The sequence below is a fragment of the Streptomyces sp. NPDC051183 genome (assembly GCF_040682455.1).
GTDB lineage: Bacteria > Actinomycetota > Actinomycetes > Streptomycetales > Streptomycetaceae > Streptomyces.
On record NZ_JBFBBA010000008.1, the window covers coordinates 209589 to 223545 of the forward strand.

At 73.2% G+C, this 13957-nt stretch carries 13 protein-coding genes; 7 read left to right on the forward strand and 6 right to left on the reverse strand.

Annotated features, from left to right (window positions below; genetic code table 11):
- The gene (locus tag AB0M99_RS09930; RefSeq protein WP_365918470.1) at window positions 1-462 is read right to left on the reverse strand and encodes a hypothetical protein; all 462 of its coding nucleotides are present in this window, start codon (window positions 460-462) and stop codon (window positions 1-3) included.
- Window positions 463-679: 217 nt separating this feature from the next.
- Between AB0M99_RS09930 and AB0M99_RS09935 the strand changes: the two genes are divergently transcribed.
- From AB0M99_RS09935 to fxsA, 4 genes are all read left to right on the forward strand, one after another.
- Entirely contained in the window at window positions 680-1120 is a 441-nt protein-coding gene (locus tag AB0M99_RS09935) for an Lrp/AsnC family transcriptional regulator (RefSeq protein ID WP_365918508.1), read from the forward strand.
- 99 nt (window positions 1121-1219) lie between these two features.
- Window positions 1220-2860 (forward strand): amidohydrolase, encoded by a 1641-nt coding sequence (locus AB0M99_RS09940; RefSeq protein ID WP_365918472.1) that lies wholly within the window; start codon window positions 1220-1222, stop codon window positions 2858-2860.
- A gap of 338 nt (window positions 2861-3198) precedes the next feature.
- Window positions 3199-3969, forward strand: a complete 771-nt coding sequence (locus tag AB0M99_RS09945; protein ID WP_365918474.1) for a polyprenol monophosphomannose synthase — start codon at window positions 3199-3201, stop codon at window positions 3967-3969.
- An 85-nt stretch (window positions 3970-4054) separates the two neighbouring features.
- Window positions 4055-4648 carry an FxsA family membrane protein gene (gene fxsA, locus AB0M99_RS09950; RefSeq protein WP_365918476.1) on the forward strand — a complete coding sequence of 198 codons (594 nt, stop codon included), beginning with the start codon at window positions 4055-4057 and terminating at the stop codon, window positions 4646-4648.
- 119 nt (window positions 4649-4767) lie between these two features.
- Here fxsA and AB0M99_RS09955 read toward each other — a convergent pair whose 3' ends face one another.
- The 3 genes from AB0M99_RS09955 to AB0M99_RS09965 form a co-directional block, all read right to left on the reverse strand.
- Window positions 4768-5142 (reverse strand): RNA polymerase-binding protein RbpA, encoded by a 375-nt coding sequence (locus AB0M99_RS09955; RefSeq protein ID WP_007262928.1) that lies wholly within the window; start codon window positions 5140-5142, stop codon window positions 4768-4770.
- A 323-nt stretch (window positions 5143-5465) separates the two neighbouring features.
- The gene (locus tag AB0M99_RS09960; protein WP_365918478.1) at window positions 5466-6842 is read right to left on the reverse strand and encodes an MFS transporter; all 1377 of its coding nucleotides are present in this window, start codon (window positions 6840-6842) and stop codon (window positions 5466-5468) included.
- A 67-nt stretch (window positions 6843-6909) separates the two neighbouring features.
- Window positions 6910-7680: a glycerophosphodiester phosphodiesterase gene (locus tag AB0M99_RS09965; RefSeq protein WP_365918480.1), complete on the reverse strand. Its 771-nt coding sequence runs from the start codon at window positions 7678-7680 to the stop codon at window positions 6910-6912.
- Window positions 7681-7860: 180 nt separating this feature from the next.
- Between AB0M99_RS09965 and AB0M99_RS09970 the strand changes: the two genes are divergently transcribed.
- Window positions 7861-9363, forward strand: coding sequence for a PLP-dependent aminotransferase family protein (locus AB0M99_RS09970; RefSeq protein WP_365918482.1), 1503 nt, complete (start codon window positions 7861-7863; stop codon window positions 9361-9363).
- Between the two features lie 15 nt (window positions 9364-9378).
- Here the strand turns inward: AB0M99_RS09970 and AB0M99_RS09975 are convergent, their stop codons facing one another.
- Both AB0M99_RS09975 and AB0M99_RS09980 read right to left on the reverse strand, forming a co-directional pair.
- Window positions 9379-11025, reverse strand: a complete 1647-nt coding sequence (locus AB0M99_RS09975) for an ATP-binding protein (RefSeq protein WP_365918483.1) — start codon at window positions 11023-11025, stop codon at window positions 9379-9381.
- 50 nt (window positions 11026-11075) lie between these two features.
- The gene (locus AB0M99_RS09980; protein ID WP_007262923.1) at window positions 11076-11270 is read right to left on the reverse strand and encodes a hypothetical protein; all 195 of its coding nucleotides are present in this window, start codon (window positions 11268-11270) and stop codon (window positions 11076-11078) included.
- A 303-nt stretch (window positions 11271-11573) separates the two neighbouring features.
- Here AB0M99_RS09980 and AB0M99_RS09985 point away from each other — a divergent pair, with 303 nt between their 5' ends.
- Window positions 11574-12008 carry an ankyrin repeat domain-containing protein gene (locus AB0M99_RS09985; RefSeq protein WP_365918486.1) on the forward strand — a complete coding sequence of 145 codons (435 nt, stop codon included), beginning with the start codon at window positions 11574-11576 and terminating at the stop codon, window positions 12006-12008.
- Window positions 12009-12349: 341 nt separating this feature from the next.
- A complete protein-coding gene (locus AB0M99_RS09990) occupies window positions 12350-13747 on the forward strand; it encodes a HEAT repeat domain-containing protein (protein ID WP_365918488.1) in 1398 nt (465 codons plus the stop codon).
- The last annotated feature ends 210 nt before the right edge of the window (window positions 13748-13957 follow it).

Consider the following 13957-nt stretch of genomic DNA (forward strand, 5'->3'; position numbering starts at 1 on the left):
TCAGGCGGCCTGCGCGTGCTGCCGCATCCGGGGCAGCACCGCGGGCGCCGGCATCCGCACCGGACGCGAGCCCGGGCCGCCGACGTGCGAGAACGGCTGCGTCCGCCAGTCCAGCCCGAGCGGCAGCGTCAGGTGCACGACCGGCTCCAGCTCGGTGGCCTCGTCCGCGCCGAAACCGACCTCGGGCAGCGCGTCGGCGGCGGGCCGACCGGTGCCCGCGCACACCGTGAGCCCGAACGGGTTCCACGGGGTCAGGCACAGCGCGTGCTGCGGCAGGAACTCCTCGTCCGCGACGAGGGCGATCGCCTGGCCGCAGTCGGGGCAGCTCGCGTGGCGGATCTCGAACCCCTCGGACTCGTCGAGGTACTCGGCGTACCCGTTCTCGGCGTACGGGCCGTCCGCGGATTCGAGCGGTTCCAGGGGCTCCGGTTCGATGCGACCGGCGCGCTTGGTGTTCTGCATGGATGTACTCCCCCTTGGGTGGGCCGGGCGGGCAGTTTCTACGGCCTCGGCCACACCAAGCACTTCCCGTCGCGCGGCACGAGTAACCACAACAGCACGGCGTACGCCTGCATACCCCTGTGGCCTTGGTCACATGCCCGGCGCAGGTGCCACTCGGTCCGTGGACAACGCTGGGCCTGAAGCGCTCTTGGCCGTAGGTTGGGCGGCTATGAGCGCAATGGAGGAGCTGGACCGCCAGATCGTGGATCTGCTCGTGCGGGACGGGCGGATGAGCTACACGGACCTGGGCAAGGCCACGGGACTGTCCACGTCGGCAGTCCATCAGCGAGTACGCCGCCTGGAGCAGCGCGGAGTGATCCGCGGCTACGCGGCCGTGGTGGACCCGGAGGCGGTGGGCCTGCCCCTGACGGCCTTCATCTCGGTCAAGCCGTTCGACCCGAGCGCCCCCGACGACATCGCCGAGCGGCTGGCCGGAGTCCCCGAGATCGAGGCCTGCCACAGCGTCGCGGGCGACGAGAACTACATCCTCAAGGTCCGCGTCGCCACCCCGCTGGAGCTGGAGGACCTGCTGGGCCGCCTGCGCGCCCTGGCCCACGTCTCGACCCGCACCACGGTGGTCCTCTCCACCCCCTACGAATCCCGCCCCCCGCGCGTGTGACCTCCTGACGCGCCCGGCCCGCGCCCCCGCGGGACCGGCGGCGCGTCCGGCGGGGGGTCGCGGTCCGGCGCGGGAGCCCGACCCGCGAGACTGGTCCGCATGACAGACCGCACCGCCGACTCCGCCGACTCCGCCGACGCAGCCGGAGCACCCGGGTCCGCACGCACCGTCCTCCTGCGCGGGGGAGAGGTCCACAGCCCCGCCGACCCCTTCGCCACCGCGATGGTGGTCGAGCGCGGCCACATCGCCTGGGTCGGCTCCGAGGGTGCCGCCGACGCCTTCGCCCAGGGCGTGGACGAGGTCGTCGAGCTCGGCGGCGCGCTCGTCACCCCCGCGTTCACCGATGCCCACGTCCACACCACCTCCGCCGGCCTCGCCCTCACCGGCCTGGACCTGTCCGGAGCCCGTACGCTCGCCGACGCCCTCGACCTCGTGCGCGCGTACGCCCGGAGCCGGCCCACCGACCGGGTGCTCCTCGGCCACGGCTGGGACGCCGCCCGCTGGCCCGAGCGCCGCGCGCCCCGCACGGCGGAACTCGACCTGGCCACCGGCGGCCGCCCGCTCTACCTCAGCCGCATCGACGCCCACTCGGCCGTGGTCACCACCGCCCTGCTGGAGCTCGTCCCCGGGGTCGTCGACGAGGGAGCCCCGCTCACCCGCGACGCCCACCACGCCGTACGCAGGGCCGCCCTCGGGGCCCTCACCCCCGCCCAGCGCGCCGAAGCCCAGCGGGCCGCCCTCGACCGGGCCGCCTCCCTCGGCATCGGCTCCGTCCACGAGTGCGGCGGACCCGACATCTCCTCGGCCGAGGACTTCACCGCCCTGCTGGAGCTGGCCCGCACCCACCCGGGCCCGCGCGTCTTCGGCTACTGGGCCGACCGCGACCTCGGCCTGGCCAAGTCGCTCGGGGCCGTCGGAGCCGCCGGGGACCTGTTCGTCGACGGCGCCCTCGGCTCGCACACCGCCTGCCTGCACGCCCCGTACGCCGACGAGACCCACACCGGCACCGGCTACCTCGACGCGGCCGCCGTGGCCGAACACGTCGCCGCCTGCACCGAGGCGGGCCTCCAGGCCGGCTTCCACGCCATCGGGGACGCCGCGATCACCGCCGTCGTCGAGGGCGTGCGCGCGGCCGCCGAGAAGGTCGGACTCGCCCGCGTCCGCGCCGCCCGCCACCGGGTCGAGCACGCCGAGATGATGACCCCGGCCACCATCGCCGCCTTCGCGGAGCTCGGCCTCACCGCCTCCGTCCAGCCCGCCTTCGACGCGTTCTGGGGCGGCGAGGACGGCATGTACGCCGACCGGCTCGGCGCGGAGCGGGCCCGCACCCTGAACCCGTACGCCGCGATGCTCAAGGCGGGCGTCCCGCTCGCCTTCGGCTCAGACGCCCCCGTCACCCCGCTCGACCCCTGGGGCACCGTCCGCGCGGCCGCCTTCCACCGGACCCCCGAGCACCGGATCTCCGTACGGGCCGCCTTCACCGCCCACACCCGCGGCGGCTGGCGGGCCCTGGGACGCGACGACGCGGGCGTCCTCGTACCCGGCGCCCCGGCCGACTACGCCGTCTGGCAGACCGCCGAACTGATCGTCCAGGCGCCCGACGACCGCGTCGCCCGCTGGTCCACGGACCCCCGCTCCGGGACCCCCGGACTGCCGGACCTGACCCCTGGCGCAGATCTGCCCGTGTGCCTGGCCACAGTGGTCGGCGGCCGGGAGGTATTCGTACGGCCACAGGGGTGATGAGGCCGGTCGCGGTTCGGTAAGGGCGGTCGGATCCGGATAAGTTCGGCCGGGTCCACCTCAGGACGTCCGTACCGGACGGATCCGTCCGCCCAGCCGCGCCCGCGCCTCGGGGGCGAGGGAAGGTTTCGCCGGATGGGGGTGTCCCCCCTGCTCCAAGGGGCTTGGGGGAGGGTGGCCCCGGGTCGGGGCCCGGCGGTCCAGTAGACAACGGCCACGGCCACCCGCAGCCAGCGGGAGCCGGGTCGGCCCGAAGGACCGCGGGCCCCGATCGCTGTTCTAAAATCATCCCCTGTGACAAGACGTACAGGACGTACGAGAACGCAAAAGGGGACCCAGTGAGCGACGGCGGACAGCGGGGCTACGGCCCGCTCGGCACGGCCTTGGTGATCATTCCGACCTACAACGAGGCGGAGAACATCGGGCTGATCGTCGGCCGCGTCCGCGCGGCTGTACCCGAGGCCCACATCCTGGTCGCGGACGACAACAGCCCGGACGGCACCGGCAAGCTCGCCGACGAGCTGGCGGCCGGCGACGACCACGTGCACGTCCTGCACCGCAAGGGCAAGGAAGGCCTCGGTGCCGCCTACCTCGCGGGCTTCGCCTGGGGCCTGGACAACGGCTACGGGGTCCTCGTCGAGATGGACGCCGACGGCTCCCACCAGCCCGAGGAGCTGCCCCGCCTGCTGACCGCCCTGGAGGGCGCCGACCTCGTGCTGGGCTCCCGCTGGGTGCCGGGCGGCCGGGTGGTCAACTGGCCCAAGAGCCGCGAGATCCTCTCCCGCGGCGGTTCCACCTACTCGCGCCTCATGCTGGGCGTCCCGATCCGCGACGTCACCGGCGGCTACCGCGCCTTCCGCCGCGAGACCCTCGAAGGCCTGGGCCTGGACGAGGTGGCCTCCGCGGGCTACTGCTTCCAGGTGGACCTGGCCCGCCGGGCCGTGGCCAAGGGCTTCCGCGTCGTCGAGGTGCCCATCACGTTCGTCGAGCGCGAGTTCGGCGACAGCAAGATGAGCAAGGACATCGTGCGCGAGGCCCTGTGGCGGGTCACCCAGTGGGGCATCCAGGCCCGCACGGAGAAGCTGACGGGCAAGGCCAGGAAGGCCTGACGTGCGCCCGCCGGACGTCCCTTAGGGGATGTCCGGTACCTCCGGCTGAGCCCGCTCTTACGCCGTGCCAGGCACACTGGAGAGCATGACGACCGGCGTTTCCCCTTCGACGGCCCCCCGGCGGCGCTCGCCCGCCCGTACGATCCTCCCCCTGGCAATCGCCGCCTGGCTGATCCTGGAGATCTGGCTGCTCAGCCTGGTCGCGGGCGCGGCCGGCGGCGCCGTGACCGTCGCCGCGCTGCTCGCGGGCGGGCTGGTGCTCGGCGTGGTGGTCATCAAGCGGGCCGGACGGCGTGCCTTCAAGAACCTGACGGACACCTTCCAGCAGGCCCAGGCGGGCGGCCGGCCCGCTCCGCAGCAGCCCGGCACCGGCAACGGCCTGACGATGCTGGCCGGCCTGCTCCTGATCATGCCCGGCCTGATCTCCGACGCGGCGGGACTGCTCCTGCTGCTCCCGCCCGTCCGGGCGCTGGTCGGCCGCCGCTTCGCCCGCTCCCTGGAGCGCAAGATGGCCACGGCGCCCGCCGGGACCTTCGGCGACGCCTTCCAGCAGGCACGGATCCACTACCCCGACGGCAAGGTCGTCCAGGGCGAGGTCATCCGAGAGGACGGCTCGCCGGCGTCCGGCCCGCGACGCCCGGGCCAGGACGACGGCCACCGCCCGCCGCTCGCCCCGTAGCGGGGCTCCCTGCGGGGGCGCTCCCGCGCTGCTCCCGGAGGGAAAAACGCAAAGCTGAGGGGCCCCGCCACACTGTGTGGCGGGGCCCCTCAGCTTTTCCCGTGCTCAGCGCCCGCGGGTTACGCGGACTTGCGGCTGTCCCGCGGATGCACGGCAATGTTCATGGCGCCGGAACGAAGGACCGCCAGCCTTTCGGCGAGCACTTCCTCCAGCTCCTCGCGGGTGCGTCGCTCCATGAGCATGTCCCAGTGCGTTCGCGCAGGCTTGCCCTTCTTCTCTTCGGGCCCGTCCCCGTCCACCAGGAGTGCCATGGCGCCGCACGCCTTGCACTCCCACTCCGGCGGAATTTCTGCCTCAACCGAGAACGGCATCTCAAATCGATGTCCGTTCTGGCATGCGTACTCCACCGCCTGGCGCGGGGCCAGATCGATGCCGCGGTCCGTCTCGTAGCTGGTAACCACGAGCCGCGTACCGCGGAGAGCTCGCTCACTCATGAATCGTGCCTCCCGGGCTTGTCGCCCACAGGACAGGTGTCGCTGTCGTCGTCATCCGGTCAACGTCCGGTCGGCGGTATAGATTCCCGCTCCGGGTCACGCGTCGCCCGTCGTGCCGCCCCTTGTTGTACCCACCAATGCCCGTTTTGTCACATCTGGCAGCAGATGTCACCCAACGTCTTCACTTCTTCAGCACGCAGTAACGGTCCGCCTGGCAGGCCAAAGGCGTACACTACCGGCCCTTCGCTTCAACGTCGAAATCCGTTCGGAATTCGCTCGTGGATCCGGTTCGGGCCGACCGCCGCGCGAGCCTGGATCCGGTCTCAGATCCGCTCGGGTACAGGATTGCCCGCCGCCTCCACGGCGCGCCGCACCGGCACCCTGGCGAGCAGCACGAAACCCAGTGCGAAGAAGACCACCAACGAGATGATCGAGTCCCGGTAGCTGCCCGTCAGCTGGTACGTGAGGCCGAAGACCAGCGGCCCCACCCAGCTCAGCCCGCGGTCGCTCATCTCGTACGCGGAGAAGTACTCGGCCTCCTTGCCCGCCGGCACCAGGTGCGAGAACAGCGAGCGCGACAGAGCCTGGCTGCCTCCCAGCACCAGTCCGATCATCGCGGCCAGTGCGAAGAACCACACCGGGGTCCGCGCCGGCAGGAAGTAGCCGGCGGCCAGGGTCAGGGCCCACGCCGCCAGCGAGCCGAGGATCGTCCGCTTCGCGCCGTACACGGCGGCCAGCCGGCCCATCCCCAGCGCGCCCACCACGGCCAGGACCTGCACCAGCAGCACGGCCACGATCAGCGTGGACTGCTCCAGCTCCAGCTCCTCCGAGCCGTAGATCGAGGCCTGGGAGATCACGGTCTGCACGCCGTCGTTGTAGATCAGGTACGCGAGCAGGAACGACAGGGTCAGCGGGTAGCGCCGCATGTCCTTCAACGTGGCGATCAGCTGCCGCCACCCGCTCACCGCGGCCGCGCCGGGATCCCGTACGACCGCCCGGTCGCGCAGCCGGCGCAGCGGGACGATCGCGAACGCACCCCACCACAGCCCGGCCGAGGCCAGGCAGATGCGGATCGCCGCGCCCTCGGACAGGCCGAAGGAGTCGTGGCCCTGGAAGAGCACCAGGTTCAACACCAGCACGAGGGCGCCCGAGGCGTAGCCGAAGGCCCAGCCGCGGGACGAGACGGTGTCACGCTCGTCCGGGGTGGCGATCTGCGGCAGGAAGGCGTTGTAGAGCACCATCGAGACCGCGAGCGAGGCGTTCGCGACGATCAGCAGCAGCCCGCCCAGCAGGTAGCGCTCGCCGCCCAGGAAGAACATGCCCGCCGTCGCCGTCGCGCCCGTGTACGCCGCGGCCGCCAGCAGCGCCTTCTTGCGGCCGGTGCGGTCGGCGAGCGCGCCCACCAGCGGCATGATCAGGATGGCCACGATCACCGAGGCCGACACCGCGTACGCGAAGTAGGAACCCGCCCGGACCGGGATGCCCAGCGGATGCACGTACCCCTCGGCGTCCGCGGCGGCCTTGGCCACCGAGGTCAGGTACGGCCCGAGGAACACCGTCAGCACGCTCGTCGAGTAGACCGAGCAGGCGAAGTCGTAGAAATACCAGCCGTGCTGTTCGCGCTTGCGGGCCGCCGCCGCGGCCCCGGCTCTGCCGTCCTCCGTGCCCGGTTCCGCTTCTTCTGTCGTCCGCGCACTCATGAGCGCCCCCTCGCTGGTCCCCGTACCGCAGCGGCCGCTTCACCGGGCACGGCGGCCGAAGGGCTCGTCAGGCCCAGGCCCCGCGCCGGTCCAGCACCGTGCGCAAGATGTCGATCCGGTCGGTCATGATGCCATCGACACCCAGGTCAAGCAGCGCTTCCATACGTTCCGGTTCGTTCACGGTCCAGACGTGTACCTGGAGTCCCCGTTCGTGCGCGGTGCGTACGAACCGCCGGTCGACCACGCGGATGCCCGCCTGGGTCTCCGGCACCTGCGCCGCCACCGCGCCCGCGCGCAGCGCCGCGGGGATGGACAGCGAGCGCAGCCGCAGGCCCAGCACCCCGCGCACCCCGTACGAGGTGGCCAGCCGTGGCCCGGCGATCTTCTGGGCCCGCGCCACCCGGCTCTCCGAGAACGAGCCCACGCAGACCCGGTCCCAGACCCCGGCCCGCGCGACCAGGTTGACCAGCGGATGCAGCGCCGACTCGTCCTTGATGTCGACGTTCCAACGGGCGTCCGGGAACTCCTCCAGCAGGTCCTCGAAGAGCGCCAGCGGCTCGGTCCCGCCCACCCGGGCCTCGCGGATGCGGCTCCAGGGCAGCTCGCGGATGCGGCCCTGCCCGTCCGTCACCCGGTCCAGGGTCGCGTCGTGGAAGGCCACCAGCTTCCCGTCGGCCGCTGCGTGCACATCGGTCTCGAAGTACCGGTATCCCGCGGCGGCGGCCCGGCGGAAGGCGGCGGCGGTGTTCTCCAGTCCGTCCGCGGCCCCGCCCCGGTGTGCGAAGGGGATGGGAGTCGGGTGGTCCAGATACGGGTGGCGAAGGCGTACGTGCGTCACCGCCGCAGTATGCCCCGGGGCGGCGCCGGCCGGACGGCCGGGCGGTGAACGGCTCCACCGCAACGGCGCCCGCTGGTCCGAATGGACCCCCGCATGCCACTCTGTGAGGGCAGAACCAATCCAATACCGGCCCCTCCCGCGCCCGGTCGGGGCCAATTCGACGAAGGTGGACCGGACAGCATGGCTCAGTGGACCTCGGCGGTCGGTGCCGCACAGCTCGCCCGGCTCATCACCTCCCAGCAGGAACGGCCCGCCGTGCCCGGCGCCCGCAAGCTGCCCGCGTACCGCACCCTGGCCGACGGGATCCGCCTCCTCGTCCTGGAGGGCCGGGTCCCCGTCGCCGCCCGGCTGCCCGCCGAGCGGGAGCTCGCCGTCGCGCTCTCCCTCAGCCGCACCACCGTCGCCGCCGCCTACGAAGCCCTGCGCGGCGAGGGGTTCCTGGAGTCCCGCCGCGGCGCCGGCAGCTGGACCTCCGTACCGGCCGGCAACCCGCTGCCCGCCCGCGGCCTGGAACCGCTGCCCCCCGAGTCCCTCGGCTCGATGATCGACCTCGGCTGCGCCGCCCTCCCCGCCCCCGAGCCCTGGCTCACCAAGGCCGTCCAGGGCGCCCTGGAGGAACTCCCGCCCTACGCCCACACCCACGGCGACTACCCCGCCGGGCTGCCCGCGCTGCGCCGGATGCTCGCCGACCGCTACACCGAGCGCGGCATCCCGACCATGCCCGAGCAGATCATGGTCACCACCGGGGCCATGGGCGCCATCGACGCCATCTGCAGCCTCTTCGCGGGCCGAGGCGAGCGGATCGCCGTCGAATCCCCCTCCTACGCCAACATCCTCCAACTCATGCGAGCCGCCGGGGTCCGCCTCGTACCGGTCGCCATGGCGGAAGGGCTCACCGGCTGGGACATGGACGTGTGGCGCCAGGTGCTGAGGGACTCCGCCCCGCGCCTCGCCTACGTCGTCGCCGACTTCCACAACCCGACCGGCGCCCTGGCCACCGACGAACAGCGCCGCGCCATGGTCGAGGCCGCCCGCTCCGCCGGCACCGTCCTCATCGCCGACGAGACCATGGCCGAACTCCAGCTGGAACCGGACCTCGACATGCCGCGCCCGGTCTGCTCCTTCGACCCGGCCGGCTCCACCGTCATCACCGTCGGCTCCGCCAGCAAGGCCTTCTGGGCCGGGATGCGGATCGGCTGGGTCCGCGCGGCCCCCGACGTCATCCGCAGCCTCGTCGCGGCCCGCGCGTACGCCGACCTCGGCACCCCGGTGCTGGAGCAGCTCGCGGTGAGCTGGCTGATGCGCACCGGCGGCTGGGAGGAGGCCGTGGAGATCCGCCGCGACCAGGCCCGGGAGAACCGCGACGCGCTCGTCGCCGCCGTGCGCCGGGAGCTGCCCGACTGGGAGTTCCGGGTCCCGCGCGGCGGGCTGACCCTGTGGGCCCGCGCCGGCGGGCTGTCCGGCTCCCGGCTCGCCGAGGTGGGGGAGCGGGTCGGCGTACGGGTCCCCTCGGGCCCGCGGTTCGGCGTCGACGGCGCCTTCGAGGGCTACGTCCGGCTGCCGTTCACCGTGGGCGGGCCGGTGGCCGAGGAGGCCGCCGCCCGCCTGGCCGCGGCGGCCCGCCTGGTCGGCACCGGCGCGGGCGGCAGCGGCGCGGAGCCGCCGCGCACGTTCGTGGCGTAGCCGCAGGAGGGGGGCCTACGGCGCGTCCGCCGACACCTCGGGGATCTCCGAGGCGTCGATCGCCGGAGCCTGCGCCTGGGCCGGGGGCTGCGCCTGCAACGGCTTGGTCAGGGTGACGTGGCCGACCCGGTCCGGAGCCGCGGCGGCCCCCGCCTGCTGGCGCCCGGGCAGGAGCTCCAGCACGGCCTGGCGGTGCGCCGGGTGCGTGGAGTCGTCGTACGGGTCCGGCGTCGCGGGCACCTGGAGGCGGTGCACGGGACCGGTGCCGAGCCGCGCGTACCCGCGCCCCGGCGGCACCCGGGCCGGCGGCGTGGTGTGCGGCGGCAGCCCCAGGACGTCGGCGATCTGCTGGACCGGAGCCGGCCCCAGCACCACGCGGGCCCGGGTGTGCTGCCAGACGGCGTCGTTCAGCAGCTCCAGGTGGTCGTGCTGCTCGGCCACCACCACCGTCACGTTCGCGGCGCGCCCGTGCCGCAGCGGCACCTGGAGCTGCGCGAGCGGGTCCGGGGCGCCCTCCGCGGCAGCCAGGTGGGCCAGCACGGTCGGCTGGTCCAGCAGGATCCACAGCGGCCGCCGGGTGTCCTGCGGCGCGGGCCGTCCGGCCTCGCGGGCCCGGTGGGTGGCGATCAGCCGCCGCTCGGTCTCCTGCGCGGCCCACTCCAGGACGGCCAGGGCGCCGGCGGGCCCGCACTCCACGGCCAGGACGCCGGTGCGGCCGGACAGGCAGGCGTACTCGCCGCTGCCGCCGCCCTCGACGACCAGTACGTCGCCGCCGTGCTGGAGGGCCTGCAGGGCGATGGAGCGCAGCAGGGTCGAGGTGCCGCTGCCGGGCTGGCCGACGGCCAGCAGGTGCGGCTCGGAGGAGCGGGGGCCGGTGCGCCAGATCACCGGCGGCACGTCCCGGGGCTCGTCGCCCTCCAGCACGGGCAGGGTGCGCTGCACGCTGCCGGCGTCGGTGAACCCGAGCACGGTCTCACCGGGCGACGTCACGAACGGCTGGGCGGCGATACCCGTCGGCAGCGCCGCCAGCACGCTCAGGTCGAGCTGGTTGCCCTCCTCGTCCCAGTCGAAGAGGTACTCCCGTCCGCGCCCGGACTTGGCGTGCAGCAGTGCCTCGATCCGGGCCCGCGAGGCGGCCTCGCCATCGGTGAAGTAGGCCGGGTAGCGGATGTGGAGCCGGGTGACGCGGCCCGCCTCGTCGAACTCATAGCCGCTGAAGGCCTTGTCCCACTCCCCGCCGTGGGCGAAGAGCGGATTGGGGTCCTCCGGGATGGAGAAGTACGGCACGAGGGCTTCGTAGAGGGAGCCGAGCCGTTCGGTCTCGGCATCGCTGGGCCCGGACTTCGCCGGGGTGCGGTCGCGTCCCTGCCAGGCCGCCGCCGCCATGAGCGTGATCAGGGCGGTGAGGGGGCCGTAGGGGACGAGCGCGACCACGAGGACGCAGGCTGCGCCCAGGAACAGCGCGGGACCACGCTTGTCCTTGGGCGTCCCGGACCATTTGCGCCGCCCGGCCGAGGCCAGGATGCGCAGGCCGCGTCCGATGGTGAGGAGCGGATGGAGGACGTCCGTGGCGCTGTCGGCGGCCGTGCGAGCGAGGTCGCGGCCCCGGGCCAGCGACGAGGTGCCGTTGCTGAGGATGCGGGGAAGTGGGCGCCGGGCCACGGGCGTCTCCTGGAGTTGTGGGTGGAGCGGGACGGTGCGGTCGGGCGGCGCTAGAGCTTGATCCCGCCGAGCAGGCTCGCCAGGCTCGCGGTGCTCGCCGTGATGCTGGGGGCGATGGCCGAGCCGGCGAGGAAGAAGCCGAAGAGCGCGCAGACGAACGCGTGCGTCAGCTTCATTCCGTCCTTCTTGAAGAACAGGAAGCAGATGATGCCGAGCAGTACGACACCTGAGATGGACAGGACCATGAGAGGTTCTCCTGGTGGGTGGGGACAGTCACCATCAGTTCTTCCAGGCTCACAGCAAGTATCAATGCGACAAAAGGTGCATATGGGTGAATCGCGCCGTTTTTCACTTGACCGGCCCTCCCCGGCTGGCGCGTCGGCCCTGAAGGGGTTGCACGGTGATCCTTGCCTCGGCCCCGGCCGCTCATGTGCAGGTCCGGGCGCTACCCTGGCGATTCACCCGTACGGACGCAGCGCCGTACGCACCCCTGCCCGCACGGCCTGGGGAGACTCCTTGCCACCAGCGAGTGAAAGGCGGTACGACCGATGAGCGAGCACAAGCCCGAGCACGAGCCCACCGCGGACGGTTCCCAGGACGCCCCCGACGAGGACGTCATCGAACTGGCCACCAAGATCTTCGACCTCGCCCGCAACGGCCGGACCGAGGAGCTCGCCGCCTACCTCGACGCCGGAGTCCCCGCGAACCTCACCAACGACCGCGGCGACACCCTCGTCATGCTCGCCGCCTACCACGGCCACGCCGACGCCGTCACGGCCCTGCTGGCCCGCGGCGCCGAAGCCGACCGCGCCAACGACCGCGGCCAGACCCCGCTCGCCGGAGCCGTCTTCAAGGGCGAGGAGGCCGTCATCCGCGCACTGCTCGCCGGCGGCGCCGATCCGAACGCCGGAACCCCCTCCGCCGTGGACACGGCCCGCATGTTCGCAAAGGCCGACCTGCTGGAACTCTTCGGAGCCAAGTAGTCCGCTTTTGGGCGGGGGATGACCGCCGACTGACCACCGCGCACCTCACAGGTTGGTCACGGCAGCCGGAAATGTGGTCGCGGTGCACAAAGCGGCTGGGTCATCATGGCGTCGGATTCGATTCGCGGACATGACGGACGGGCAGGAGCGGACTGGACACAACGGGTGTCCACAGCCACCCCTGCCACACCGGCCGGCACGGTCGCGAAGCACCGACGAGAGTGAGAAGGCAATGGTCTACATCGAGCGGAACATGACGGCGGACGTCCTCACATGCTGTTACGCGGCCCTGTGAATCCCGATTCCCGGTTGCGTCCCCAGCTTGATTTGAGGCCATTCCCATGTTCGAACCAGTCATAGCGCCAAGCGGCACCCTGCTCGGGCTCCTCCAGCGCGGTCGCGGCGACGGCACCCTGCACGCCCTCGCGGCACCCCGGGCGGAGGCCCTCGCGGCCCTCAACCAGTGCGTGCTCCGCGACCCGCGCCAGGACTGGCAGGTCGAGAACCGCTCGCTGTACTACGCCCGCCTGTACTTGGACCTCGACGGCCCCCTCGGCGAGATCGAGACCCACCTCTTCAGTGCGGAAGACCTCTTCGACGAGGAGGACCACCGCACCGGCCTCGCCCTGTCCGTACTCGGCCACCTCGCCTCGTACGGACGCGACGACGCGCTGATGCTGCTGCGCCGGTACGCCGCCTCCGGCTCGAACTGGGCCTGGGCCCTCGACGAGCTCGCCCTGCGCGACGACGACGAAGGCCTGCGCGGCCTCGCCGCACCCGTCCTCGCCCGCTTCCCCGACACCGCGGAGGGTGGGGCGCGGCTTGCCGCCGCCGTCCGCGACGCGTACGAACCCAGGCCCTGGTGCCTGTGGGAAGAGTCACCCGAGTACGGAGAGCGGCTGCGCGCCGCCCGGCAGCAGGGCTCCTTCGACCGCTGGCAGCGCCAGCTGACCCCCAACGGCCCCCGGCCCGGCTGGGGCGTCCAGGCCGTCTTCGACTGGGCCGCCGACGGCCTGCGCCGAGGCACCCCGCTGCACGTGCCCGCCGCGCGATGCCTCGCCGCCGTCGCCGCGCCCGAGGACCGCCCCGCCATCCTGGCGGCCGCCGCCGGAGCCTCCGGCGAGGCCGCCCGCGCCACCGCCCTGCACCACCTGGTCCTCGCCGAACCGGACAACCCGGCCGTCCTGGACCTCATCGAAGCCGCCGGCGACGAGCCCGCCGTAGCCGCCTACGAGCGCATGTGCGGCCCCGCCGCCGTCGAACGGGCCCGACGCTGGGTCCACCGCCCCGACGCCCTGGGAGCAGCCGCCGCGGCCCTCCTGGCCGCCTGCGGCGGAGCCGAGGACGCCAAGCTCGTCCTGGGAGCCCTGCGCTCCACCGTCCGCGGCTCCGGCCCCGACACCCGGCGCCTGTTCGCCCTGGTCGACGGAGCGGGCCGACTGGCGATCGGCTGCGCGGCCCCGGTGCTGCGCCACATCTACCGCGAGACGGCCTCGTCCCACCTCCGCGGCCGCGCCGCCCGGGCGCTGGCGAACACGGACCCGTCCTTCGCCGCCGGCTTCGCCGTCGAATGCCTCTGGGACTGTGAGGAGACCACCCGCGAGGTGGCGGCCCGCAACGCGGAGACGGCGGACGCCCGCGTGGCCCCGCGCCTGCGCCGCCTGGCGACGGACCCGGCGGAGGAAGAGGACGTCCAGTCGGCGGTCCGGAGCCGGATCGCTCCGGAGTCGGCGGTGTAGGAGCGGTACGGGGGTGCTCGGCCTGTCGGCCGGGTGGGGTGCGTTGACGGGGCTCGGGGGTGGGGTGATGTCCGGTGCCTCGCCTGCTCGGTGGCGTTGACGGGGTCCGGGGGCTTCCCGTCAGTCCACTGTCCTTCCGGGCCGGGCCGGTCCCTCAAGGGCGCTCCCTGCGGTCGCGTCGCTTCGCGATGGCCTTCGGCCACCCTTGAC

Coding starts and splice junctions, on each gene's coding strand:
- AB0M99_RS09930 (WP_365918470.1), bottom strand. CDS start 462: ATGCAGAACACCAAGCGCGCCGGTCGCATCGAACCGGAGCCCCTGGAA.
- AB0M99_RS09935 (WP_365918508.1), top strand. CDS start 680: ATGGAGGAGCTGGACCGCCAGATCGTGGATCTGCTCGTGCGGGACGGG.
- AB0M99_RS09940 (WP_365918472.1), top strand. CDS start 1,220: ATGACAGACCGCACCGCCGACTCCGCCGACTCCGCCGACGCAGCCGGA.
- fxsA (WP_365918476.1), top strand. CDS start 4,055: ATGACGACCGGCGTTTCCCCTTCGACGGCCCCCCGGCGGCGCTCGCCC.
- AB0M99_RS09955 (WP_007262928.1), bottom strand. CDS start 5,142: ATGAGTGAGCGAGCTCTCCGCGGTACGCGGCTCGTGGTTACCAGCTAC.
- AB0M99_RS09960 (WP_365918478.1), bottom strand. CDS start 6,842: ATGAGTGCGCGGACGACAGAAGAAGCGGAACCGGGCACGGAGGACGGC.
- AB0M99_RS09970 (WP_365918482.1), top strand. CDS start 7,861: ATGGCTCAGTGGACCTCGGCGGTCGGTGCCGCACAGCTCGCCCGGCTC.
- AB0M99_RS09980 (WP_007262923.1), bottom strand. CDS start 11,270: ATGGTCCTGTCCATCTCAGGTGTCGTACTGCTCGGCATCATCTGCTTC.
- AB0M99_RS09985 (WP_365918486.1), top strand. CDS start 11,574: ATGAGCGAGCACAAGCCCGAGCACGAGCCCACCGCGGACGGTTCCCAG.
- AB0M99_RS09990 (WP_365918488.1), top strand. CDS start 12,350: ATGTTCGAACCAGTCATAGCGCCAAGCGGCACCCTGCTCGGGCTCCTC.